A 12235-nucleotide genomic window follows, 5' to 3' on the forward strand; every position below is an offset into this window, starting at 1 on the left:
TCATATGACTGCAATTATGATGAAGGGGAGGTGAGATCAATTCCTCTTATCGTTCGTTCAACCGTTAATGCTACGGGAGCCATTACATTTACCGGCAATACGCTTGGACTGAGCCGTTCGGAAACCGCAGGGGTGCCGGGAACGCAGGACAGTATTGGAGCTTTTACTACAACTAACGCCAGCGTCCAGTACGGCTCCTATCCCCTCGGAACCACAAGCTTGTATCAGAGCAACAGTTCAGCGGCTATACTCGTCCTTCCTGCTGGCAGCACCGTCTTGTATGCAGAATTGATCTGGGGCGGCAGTTACATCAATGGAACAATCAATCTAAGTGCTGCAATCAACAATCCGGTTACGTTTATTACACCCGCAGGAACGTTCAGTATTACCCCTGATCCACTTACCTACAATCAGTTCGATCTGGGGAATAATGCTGCTGGATATGTCCGTTCAGCCAATGTAACGACATTGGTTCAGAATGGCGGGGCGGGTACGTACATAACAGGGGCAGTGGTAGGGACTATTGTTATTCCTAGTGACTCCACGGCTAATCATGCGGGATGGACGCTTGGTGTCATTTACCAGAACCCCAGTCTGCCCTTTCGCAACATGTCCTTGCGTGCTGGTGGGGTACTGGTTCAATCCACCTCTGCGCCAGTTGTTACTACACTGACTGGATTTGCCACTCCGCTTTCGGGTGCATTGGGAGGGAGAGCCCTGTTCAGTGCGCAGGAGGGGGACGCGAACCGGACCGGGGACCAGGCATTATTCGGGCCGACTTCAGCAACATCGGTTGCGTTATCCGGACCCAATAATCTGGCTGCGAATTTTTTTGCTTCTCAAATCAACGGAGATACCGGAGCACTTAATACCACAGGGACTTTCGGAACGCGAAACCAGACGAACGGGGCCCCAGGCACCAATATTATCGGTGGGCGTCAAGGCTGGGATATTACCAATGTGGATGTGTCAGCGAGACTGATTAACAACCAATCTTCTGCAGTGTTAACACTGACGACCTCCGGGGATGCCTACATTGTTAATGCCAATGCGATTCAGGTTGATATTAATGCGCCCAAAATTACAGTGGCCAAGGCATCGGTTGCCTCCGGTGCGGTAGCGGGCGATAGTATTCTCTATACCGTGACCGTCAGCAATGCAGGTACAGCCAGTGCGGCCAGCGTGGTGTTATCTGATTCACTTCCTGCAGGGCTTACCTTCATTCCAGGGAGTGTAACGGTCGCTGGTGTGTCGCGCTCAACTCTCGACGTGACGGCCGGCATTCCGCTGGGCTCATTAAACCTGTCCAGCAGCATCGTAATAACTTATCGTGCGCTCATTAGCCAGGATGCAAGCATATTGCAGCTGGTGAATTCAGCGAATGCCGCTTTTACGTTTCAAAGTGTGGCAGGCGGGTCAGTGATTACGGGAGTTATTCCGTCCAATAACTCTACACTTTCTGTTTATTCGCCAAACCTGTCCATTGTGAAGTCGGCGAGTACAACCAATGCCACGGTGGGTAACCAGGTCACGTATACGCTTCAGGTGAACAACGGAGGGAATGTTGCTGCCAACGTAACATTAACGGATAACATCCCGAGTGGAAGCTCGTATGTTACAGGCAGCTTCCGACTGAATGGAAATGTGATTGCAGGCGCCAATCCCGCAACTGGTGTTAATCTCGGGAGTCTCGCGGCTGGAAGTACAAATACCGTAACTTTCCAGGTACTTGTAACAAGCTTGCCTTCGCCTCCAACCCTTGTGGATCAAGCTACGGGTTCCTATTCCTTCAACTCCCCTGACGGTCGGACCATTACTGGCACAGTAGCCTCGAACACGTTGACGGTTCCGGTGAGTTTACCGAATGTTACAACGGTAAAATCGGCGTCAGTCACTGATGTTGTAGTGGGAGAGACGTTTACTTACACCGTGATAACAAACAACGGTGGCATCGAGGCGATTAATAATGCGATACTCACGGATTCTCTGCCGGTTGGTATAAGCTTTGTACCCGGCAGTGTGACCGTTAGAGGAACTGTCGTATCATCGGCCAATCCGAGCAGTGGAGTTTCCCTAGGAACGCTGGCAGCCGGGAGTTCTGCAACGGTGACGTTTCAGGTTGTGGTGCAGTCCCTGCCTGCATCAGGTTCGTTGGTCAACCGAGCCGTAGTGTCTTATAGCTCGGGTTCGTTCACGGGGATATCCAACTCCAATTCCATTACAACCCCTGTATACCAGGCAGTAATCGGCATCAACAAGTCCGCGAGCCAAACCAACGCGACATTGGGCGATCAGCTTGCATATACACTTGTAGTAACGAACAGCGGGAACATAGCGACTCAAGTGACGGTGACTGATACGATTCCCGCAGGCCTGACGTTTATCCCGGATTCGGTAACAGTGAATGGTACTGCGCGTCCTGGAACCAGCCCTTTGACCGGGATAACATTGGGCAGTATTCTGCCGGGAGCTGCGGCCACGGTGGTGTTTCGCGCTACACTCAGCACACTCCCGTCTCCGCCAACGCTGGAAAATCAGGGGACTGCAAGTTATACGTACCAGCTTCCGAGTGGGCGTAATCTCTCAGGCAGCAGCATATCCAATGTCGTTCGCATACCTGCATCGAGTCCCAATATATCCATTAGTAAAACAGTAAATACGTCGGACGCCACGGTAGGCGATGTGCTTACGTACACGGTCGTTGCAACAAATGCAGGGAGCAGTGCGGTACAAAATCTGGTGATCTCGGATACGCCAACCGGTTCGGAATTCGTCTCCGGTAGCGTCACAATTAATGGAGCTGCTGCAAGGAATGCAAGTCCACTTTCGGGCATTGCTGTCGGTGCATTGAACAGCTCGAGCAGCGTTACGGTGACCTATCAAACAAGAGTGACATCCGTTCCGTCCACAGGCTCAGTCAGCAACCGGGCAAGTGCAGCATTTACGTCAGGCAGTTTTAATGGCGTTTCTTCGTCTGTCACGGTGAATACACCCATATATCAACCAGTGATGCAAGTAGCAAAAACAGCTAGCACCTCTAATTTGACGGTAGGGGATTCCTTTAACTACTCCATTCAAGTCAACAATTCAGGCAACATTGCCGCAACGGTTACCTTGACGGATCCCATTCCTGCGGGAGCTGTGTTCAGTACGAACAGCGTCATTATTAATGGTGTACCTACACCAGGTGTAAGCCCGACAGCGGGAATCAATTTGGGGGCGATCGCTGCAGGCTCAAGCGTAACGGTCACTTTTGTTGCCACGGTCACAAGTTTGCCTGATTCAAGGCAGTTGACTAACCAAGCGATTGCATCATTCACCTATACCCTTCCAAGTGGGAGAACGGTAGCTGGTTCCTTGTTATCGAACACGATTACCATTCCCGTATCTCTGCCCAATGTAACCATTGTAAACAGTGATAATGTAGAGTATGGCGTAGTCGGGGATGTCATTCAATACACATCTGTTATTCGAAATAACGGTACTGAAGCTGTAAACAATGTGATATATGTCAACCCTCTTCCTCCGAATACCCCATATGTACCCGGAAGCGTCATTGTGAACGGGACTTCATTCCCGCTCTCCAATCCGACCGCCGGCATTCCAATCGGTACGTTGGCTCCAGGAGCCGAGGTTACCGTAACTTTTGAGGTGACGATTACTATGCCGATTCCTTCACAGATTAACAATCAGTCGACGGTCAGCTTCACATCCGGTTCATTTTCCGGGTCATCATCTTCCAATACAACACAGACTCCGGTCTTACAACCGCAAATATCTCTCGTCAAAACAGCAAATACCGTAAATGCGACCGTAGGTGATACGGTTGTATACACGGTAACCGTAAGCAACGCAGGCAATCTGGAGGCAAATGTTACGGTGACGGATACCATTCCTGCTGCGACTACTTTAGTAGCCAACAGTGTTGTGGTATCGGGTGTGCCGCAGCCTGGAGCGACGCCAGGAACAGGCATTCCGGTAGGTATTGTGGCAGCGGGAGCGACGGCTGTAGTCACATTTGCTGTTGTTGTGGATTCACTTCCATCTCCGCAGCAGCTTAGCAATGTTGCTACGTCCTCCTTTACATTTACACCTCCTGACGGACGTACGTTAACTGGCTCCGCCACTTCGAATACGCTCACGTTTCCGGTCTCGTCACCAAACGTCGCTGTCGTCAAAAGTACAGCTACCACCGCGGCTACTGTAGGCGATACGGTGACCTATTCTATTCTGGTAACGAACAGCGGAATAGAACCGGTAAACAATATTCAGCTTTCGGATCCAATTCCTGCCGGAGCCTCCTTCGTCGCAGGCAGTGTTACCGTGAATGGGGTGGTACAGCCCGGAGCCAATCCGGCAGGAGGGATATCGCTCGGCACACTCGCTCCAGGAACTTCCGCTACCGTCACTTTCAATATCAATGTTAACGCGATCCCGCCAAGTGGCCAGTTGAGCAATCGATCCACGGTCAGCTTTACCTCTGGAGCATTCTCAAGCACAACGTTCTCTAATACTGTGGTTACACCGGTATTCCAGCCCATCCTTTCGGCACAAAAAACAGCCAGTACACAAAATGCTACCGTTGGGGATACCGTCAGTTATACGGTAACCGTCACCAATCAGGGGAATTATGGTGCCCAGATTAACCTGACGGACAATATCCCTGCAGGGACCATTCTCGTTACTAACAGTGTCATCGTGAATGGCCAGCCATTGCCTGCCGCCAATCCTGCAACAGGCATTCCCGCAGGCACTGTCGCTGCCGGGGCAACTACAACGATTACCTTTTCGGTTGTTATTAATTCCCTGCCATCTCCTCAACGGCTGGTGAACCAGGCCTCGGTCGCTCTTTCCTTCACGCTGCCTGACGGCCGCAACATCACGGGATCTGTTTTGTCTAACGTACTTACGATTTCGGTGTCGGCACCCGATGTCGATGTAGTTAAATCGACGACATCTACAGCTGTATCTGTTGGAGATGTCGTCCCGTACAGCATCGCAGTAACCAATAACGGCATTGCGACGGTCAGTAATGTGGTGTTCACGGATGCTTTGCCGGCAAGTACAGTTCTTACAGCAAACAGCGTGTTTGTTGATGGGGTTCTTCGAAGAGGTGCCAATCCTTCAACCGGAATAACGCTTGGTTCTATCGCACCTGGAGTTACCGTGACTGTTATATTTAGTGTGCAGGTGACGGCCCTCCCGGCCAGTGCAATTCTAAACAATCAATCTACGGTGAGCTTTACATCAGGTGCCTTTTCAGCTACCACATTTTCGAATACGGTCACTACGCCTGTGTATCAACCAATTCTCTCGGCTGTTAAAACGGGAAATCAGGCTTTAGCCACCGTCGGGGACACCGTTGTGTATAGCATTGCCATCTCCAATACGGGAAACTATGGGGCATCCGTCACGTTGACAGATACCATTCCAGCCGGAACAGAACTTGTCCAGAATAGTGTCATCATTAATGGAGCTTCAGCACCAGGAGCCGATCCGGCTTCAGGCATCCCGCTCGGCGTAGTCTCCACAACAACCACGGTCACATTCTCGGTTGTGATTGTTACTCTTCCCTTGAGTCAGTCGATAACCAATCAGGCTTCAGCAACCTATTCCTACACCTTGCCAGACGGAAGAACGCTGGGAGGCAGCATATCATCCAACGCTCTCAATATCCAGGTATCTTCTCCGAATGTCAGTGTGGTGAAGACGACTCCGGCAGTGGATGCTGTCGTTGGCGATACAATTGTATATGAAATGGTTGTGACCAATAATGGAATTGAACCGGTTAACAACGTCGTATTGACCGATCCAATCAGTTCAGCCACAACGTTTGTCACTGGCAGTGTTCTGGTGGACGGTGTTTCGCGTGCCTCGGCAAACCCGGCACTGGGCATTTCGCTTGGTACCTTGGCGCCTGGAGCATCTGTAGCAGTATCGTATGCAGTACGGGTTAATACGCTGCCTTCACCGCCGCAAGTGAGCAGTCAGTCATCCGTAAGTTTCACATCGGGTGTTTTCTCGGGGGCAGCCTACTCGAATACAGTGGTAACGCCAATTTATCAGCCGATTATTGGCTTAACCAAAACAGCGAGTACCTCCAATGCGACAATAGGTGACACCATCGTCTACTCTTTTTCCATTAACAACAGTGGGAATCTTGCAGTGAATTTGACCTTAACGGATAACATTCCAAATGGAGCAGTATTGCTTCCAAACAGTGTCCTGATTGATGGTGTTCCACAACCAGGTGCCAATCCGGAAGCAGGAATTGTAGTTGGCACCATACCACCCGGAGGTTCTGTTAATGTAACGGTCACGCTTGAAGTTACTGTAGATTCACTGCCGCAGAATCAACAACTGGTCAATCAGGCAGTGGCAGACTATACCTTTAGTCCGCCGGATGGTCGTCAGCTGACGGGAACGGTCTCCTCCAACGTTCTGGTGATTCCCGTATCTGCACCGAATGTTAATGTTGTCAAAAGTACAAGTGCGATTGATGCTGTTGTTGGTGATGTGATCACTTATACCGTTGTTGTAACCAACAGCGGCATTGAAGTGGTCAATAACGTGGTCATGGTAGACCCTGTGCCAACAGGCACCGTATTCGTGCCGGGAAGTGTAACAGTGGATGGCGTCGCAAGGCCTACCGGGAATCCAAATACAGGGATAACGCTCGGTTCAATTGCTGTCGGGGGTTCAGTTACCGTTACATTCAGTGTAGAGGTTGTGGTGATATGAGCCCATCTTCCGGTCCGTTGTCCCACTTGTTACAGAATCAGTCATTGGTTCGTTTCAGCTCGGGTACGACTGAACTGGAACAAGTGGCCTACTCCAATACGGTAGTTACACCATGGATCGGCCCCAGGTTGGAGGTTCACAAGTTCTGTAACACCGCAGAGGCTGCTCTGGGGCAGACACTGACCTACCTGATTGAAATTGAGAACTCCGGTAATTGTTCTGCCATGGTACATGTGCTGGATTCACTTTCGTCAGAAACTTCACTTCTTCCCAATAGTGTACTTTTGAATGGGACTCCACTACCCGGAGTATCACCGGAGAGCGGGATACCGGGGCAGGAAGTCGTGCCCGGAACGACGTTACGCATTCATTTCCAGGTAATTATCGTCGGTCTCCCACCGATCTTGAAACTGGTGAATCAAGCGAAGGTTCGATATGACTTTGTGACACCGGAAGGACGGACGGTTGAGGGAGAAGAGAAATCCAATGTGGTGGAAGTGAGTCTCATTTCCTCAAGTCTGTCGTTGGTTTTGAATGCAGATCGTGTACAGACCTTTGTCGGGGATATCCTCACGTACAACCTTCTGGTGAGCAATCCTGGTTTTTGGATAGGTGACAATGCGTGGGTGACCATTCCATTGCCCAAAGGCATTGAATTTCTACCGGGAAGTGTCATTGTAAATGAGATTTTTGTTCCCGAAACGACGCCTGATTCCGGAATTGCGATAGGTGATGTTCTACCCGGGCAATCGGTCCCTATCCAATTTCGGGTGCAGGTCATGGGAGGAAGCATGGCAGAGAGTATAACAACCCAGGCTGTGCTGGAGTACACTTCAGGTGACAAGTTGGAAGTTGTGTATTCGAACGCAGCAACGCTGCAGATCATTCAGCCCCAGATTTCAATTGTAAAAAGTGTAAATCCGTCCATCGCTGCTCCTGGGGATACCGTTCAATACCAGATCACAGTACACAATGAAGGTTCATTTGCAGTCGATGCGATCGTAACGGATTTTCTCCCGCCAGGTCTGCGTTATGTCGAGGGAAGTCTCGGATGGAATGGCGTGAAGCGTGGTGGAACAAATCTGGTTAAAGGTATCAATCTGGGAACGCTGACTGCACGATCTACAGTTAACATCCAGTTTGATGTGATCCTTTTAGAGCAGAAACAGGAGGAGGATGTATCTCAAGTCTTCGAGCTGATGAATCAGGCTCGCCTGATTTATACATTTCGCTTACCTGATTCTCGGTCCGTGCAGCGAATCATATCCTCCAATACAGCTGTTATTCTGTTGAAGTACCCTATCATCTCTGTCCATGTGGAAGTGCAGCCTGACCTGATCGAACGAGGAGGGAATGTAACCTTTTATGTGCATGTGACCAACACAGGGTCCTGGTCTGCGCGAGTGCAGTTGGCTGATGTGCTTCCGTCAGGTGCCAAATGGATTGGGAAGGCAGAAGTAAGCGAACAAGCGGTCATTTCAGGGTTTTCTTCCCCAAGATATTTACATGTGGGAGAGTTGGAACCTGGAGCAGAAAGAGGGATCACCTATGTTGCTCAAATTTCCACTGCTGAACAACTGGGAATCCAGCAGGGTTCCGTAACCGCAATGTACACCTATGAGTGGAACGGGCAGAGGCATTCAGGAACGTCCATTTCGAATGTATACACTATTATTGTCGAAGATGGCGATGAATAATGGGAGACAATAGCTTTTAGCTGTAAATGTAAGTAATTTTTTGCTTCATTAAGGAGTCTTGACATTACACGAACGTAAATGAATGGTATACTAATTGAATATGACCTCGGCAAACAACCCGTGAATCGGGACGTCGGATTAGCTATAGAGGAGGCCGCTACATTGGCAAAAGCAAAAGTTGCAAAAAGACCTACCCGGGACGAGTTTGAGCTTGAAGAGTTGGGGAATCGGTTAGTTGAAGCATTTCATGAACGTTCGGAAGTATTGCTGACTGTATGGGGGAAGGAAGACCAGGTACATGGGATCATTATTAAGCTGGATTCACGTACTCGGCTTGTGCATGTGGAGTATACAGAGGAAGAATTGACGGCCAAAGTGCCGTTCCTTGATATTATGCGTATTGATTCTCCACGGTACTGAACGAAGATTTAAAACAACATCTGAAATAGGGCATCCGCCCTGTCAAAAACGTTCTCTCTGCATAAGATAACCCATACCTGTTGCAGAGGAGGTACGGTCAATGAGCGAAGTATTAGGTGGAGAAACAAGAGGCTACGGATACGGAGGTTTCACTTCTGTAGGTGCCATTCTGGTTCTGTTCATCCTGTTGGTTATCATCTCCAAAGCGTTCCTGGTATAAAAGGTCATTCTCATTGAATGAAAGAAGCTCTGCCATGATGGCAGAGCTTTTTTTGTTCATATTCAGAATTGCCGTTTGCGGCTGAAGAGTCCGTAGAGGACAACGATTACGACAGGATATAGAACAGCCCATCCCGCAAACGGGAATACGATTGCTGTCGCCACAAAAGAAATCCAACTGATCAATACTCCAGTACGACTGCCCTTGAGTAATCGAATTCCAGCTGCACATCCCCCAAGATAGGTGAGAATGAACGTTGCATTGGGCAGCTGAATGAGTGTAGTCAGTGATACAAGCCCAGATCCATAAATGCAGAGGACCAGAGTGAAGCAGACTGCTAGGAACCCGATTGCTGCTACCGGTGTATGGTACCGACTGGACAAGTGTGACATCCATTGTGGGGCGGCTCCTTGTCTTGCAAGTGCATAGGCAACCCGTGATGCGGCTCCAGCATAAGCAATAACCGTAGCGGTGCAGATAAATATGCCAGTTAACCCGGCAAGTATCCCTCCCCAGGAGCCGAGGGCCTGACTAATAATCCATACAAGGGAGACATCAGCTCCGCCATGAAGGTTGCTTTGGGTACCTACAGTTGCCAGAGCAGTCAGGAAATAGAGCACTCCCACAATGATGGCTGCGATGGTTACGCCCTTAATGGCGGCCTTTCGCGGGTCCGTGAATTCTTCTGACAAGTGCGAAACGGCTTCCCAGCCGATAAAACACCAAAACAAAATGGCTCCGGCCTGACCAACGCTTACCCAACCATCCGGCATAAATGGTGTGAAATGTATGGATTCCATATGTGGAATAGCGAATACAAATGCCATGACAAGCACGACAATAATCGCCAGCACAACACCGATCTGCACCTTGCCAGCGACCTGCATGCCCACGATATTAATGATCAGTCCGGCTGCGAGCATCAGAGCAGCGATAGCTGTTCTGTATCCTTCACCGAGGCCCAGTGCAGCCGTCATATAACCTGCTCCTGTCAGAGATGCAACGGGGGCGCCGATCGGAACAGACATTAGAAAGAACCAGCCAACTAAGGCTCCTGCCCGTTGTCCGAAAGCGAGAGTAACGAAATGGGACACGCCTCCAGCGTTGGGGTACCGTGCTGAGAGTAGCCCCATGGACAAGGCAAGCGGAAGAATCAGTAACACCATGCCTCCCCAGGCGAGGAGTGAAGCGGGGCCTGCCAGTTCGGCAGCAAGTCCGGGTACAATCAGGACACCTGAACCGAGAACTGCACTTATATAAAGCGCAACAGCTTGCGGCATACCTATGGTTTTTTTGAGCTGCGTAGATGAGTTCATGAAATATAAAGGCCTGCCTTCCAGAATGAAATGATATTGGAGCGAGAACTATGTAATTATATAGGAAGAGACTCATTCAGTCATTGGCGAATTATGTAGAAAAATCAATGTAAGTCCAGTTGTCGTTATGATAGAATAAAACCATCCCTAGAGAAAGAATGAGGTGTATTTCTGATGAGTAAAGAGCTGACACAATCTTTAAATGAACAAATGAACTTTGAGTTTTATTCGGCACATGTATATCTTGCGATGGCTGCATACTGTTCCAGCAAAAGCCTGGATGGATTTGCGAATTTCTTCATCGTGCAGGCGGAGGAAGAGCGGTTCCATGGGATGAAAATATACAAATTCCTGAATGACCGTGGACAACGGGCAACTCTTGATGCATTGCCGGAGCCGAAGAATGAATATTCCTCGATGCTGGATGTATTCGAACACGGATATGCACATGAGCAGCAAAACACAAAGAAATTCTACAATTTGGCTGATATTGCCCTGAATGAGCGTGAACATGCCACGATGTATTTCCTGAAATGGTTTATTGACGAGCAAGTCGAAGAGGAAGCTTTGTTTGACAATATCATTCAGAAATTACGCCGTATCGAGAAAGACAGCAATGCCTTCTACATGCTGGACGCTGAGTTTGGCAAGCGTTCGTTCACCGCTCCTGCGGAGTAACAGGGGACGAAAGCAATAACGACATGGACTATCCCTGCTTGAAATAAATCGATTTACATATGAAAAGTCTGCCTTTGGCAGGCTTTTTTTGTTATTCCAGTATAGGTGTAATTCCGACGTGCGTTAAATTATTTCCTGGCATCCATCTATCAGATTCCACCATTTGGGTTAATAGAATATATGTCAACATTGATCTATCCCTTCGGATGTTCTTTTTCGAGCAAATCTATCAATTTCGTTTTATTTTTTTTGGCTAATCTGACAAAAGTGTAACTCGAACGTAGTATTTGAAACGAGAATGGGACGCAACCTTTTTGATAGTATTAGGATTATCGCCAAGGGCTGCAATGAGAGATACATAGACACCCGGGGAAATACAAGACATAAGGGAGACTTTTATTATGCTACATATTCGTAAAACGTTCATCACCGCACTCGCTATTCTATTCATCATCCCATTTCTATTGCCGCAATCGGCTTCAGCTGCATCATCCACATCCAAGAATGCTGGAAATAAAGCGAATGCCAAGATCATATATTTGACGTTTGATGATGGGCCAACAGCCCATACGGGACAACTGCTGGATATTTTGGACCAGTATAAGGCCAAAGCGACATTCTTTATGCTCGGACCTCAGATGGAGAAGTTTCAAAAGGCTACCAAGCGCATTGTTGCAGATGGACATGGACTGGGCCTGCATGGTGTAACGCATGTTCCTGGGAAATTTTATAAATCTGCGTACAGTGGACTGAAAGAAATGCAACAGGCAAATGAAAGTCTGAATAAGGTAGCTGGAGTCAAAACAAGTCTGGTTCGTACCCCGTACGGTAGCAAGCCGTATCTCAAGTCCGCATACCGCAATGTATTGCTGGGACAGGGGGGATTCCATCTGTGGGATTGGAATGTAGATTCCGAGGATTGGAAGTATAAGAAGGATCATCAGAAAGTTTACAACAGCGTAATGAAACAGATTCACAATGTGCAAAAGGGTGGAACAACTCCGGTAGTACTGATGCATGACCAGGAAGCAACATTGAAGGTACTTCCACAAGTGTTAAAGACACTGAAAGCAGAAGGGTACCAGTTTGAAGTGCTCACCAAGAAAATACAGCCAGTGAATTTTTGGAATGACAAACGCTAATACGTGCAGACTTGAAATAGA

Annotated in this window: 7 protein-coding genes; 6 read left to right on the plus strand and 1 reads right to left on the minus strand. The window is 48.8% G+C overall.

The genetic code is table 11. From position 1 onward, the window contains the following. Positions 1 to 30: 30 nt before the first annotated feature. From JNUCC31_RS28780 to JNUCC31_RS28795, 4 genes are all read left to right on the plus strand, one after another. Positions 31 to 6741 carry a DUF7507 domain-containing protein gene (locus JNUCC31_RS28780; protein WP_192266747.1) on the plus strand — a complete coding sequence of 2237 codons (6711 nt, stop codon included), beginning with the start codon at positions 31 to 33 and terminating at the stop codon, positions 6739 to 6741. Further along, complete coding sequence (locus tag JNUCC31_RS28785) at positions 6738 to 8438, plus strand: COG1361 family protein (protein ID WP_192266748.1); 1701 nt, start codon at positions 6738 to 6740, stop codon at positions 8436 to 8438. Before JNUCC31_RS28780 ends, JNUCC31_RS28785 begins: the two co-directional genes overlap by 4 nt. Positions 8439 to 8600: 162 nt before the next feature. Further along, complete coding sequence (locus JNUCC31_RS28790) at positions 8601 to 8858, plus strand: YolD-like family protein (protein ID WP_192266749.1); 258 nt, start codon at positions 8601 to 8603, stop codon at positions 8856 to 8858. Between the two features lie 100 nt (positions 8859 to 8958). Next, positions 8959 to 9078, plus strand: coding sequence for a hypothetical protein (locus tag JNUCC31_RS28795; protein ID WP_017688846.1), 120 nt, complete (start codon positions 8959 to 8961; stop codon positions 9076 to 9078). 62 nt (positions 9079 to 9140) lie between these two features. On the opposite strand, the gene JNUCC31_RS28800 is transcribed toward JNUCC31_RS28795, so the two are convergent. Further along, complete coding sequence (locus JNUCC31_RS28800; protein ID WP_192266750.1) at positions 9141 to 10394, minus strand: amino acid permease; 1254 nt, start codon at positions 10392 to 10394, stop codon at positions 9141 to 9143. Between the two features lie 174 nt (positions 10395 to 10568). On the opposite strand from JNUCC31_RS28800, the gene JNUCC31_RS28805 reads away from it, so the two are divergent. Further along, on the plus strand, positions 10569 to 11072 hold the full coding sequence (locus JNUCC31_RS28805; RefSeq protein ID WP_192266751.1) for a ferritin: 504 nt from the start codon (positions 10569 to 10571) through the stop codon (positions 11070 to 11072). Between the two features lie 401 nt (positions 11073 to 11473). Beyond that, a complete protein-coding gene (locus tag JNUCC31_RS28810; protein WP_192266752.1) occupies positions 11474 to 12214 on the plus strand; it encodes a polysaccharide deacetylase family protein in 741 nt (246 codons plus the stop codon). Positions 12215 to 12235: the final 21 nt, after the last annotated feature.

Origin of the sequence: Paenibacillus sp. JNUCC-31, from assembly GCF_014844075.1 — a bacterium.
In the GTDB taxonomy this organism is placed as follows: domain Bacteria; phylum Bacillota; class Bacilli; order Paenibacillales; family Paenibacillaceae; genus Paenibacillus.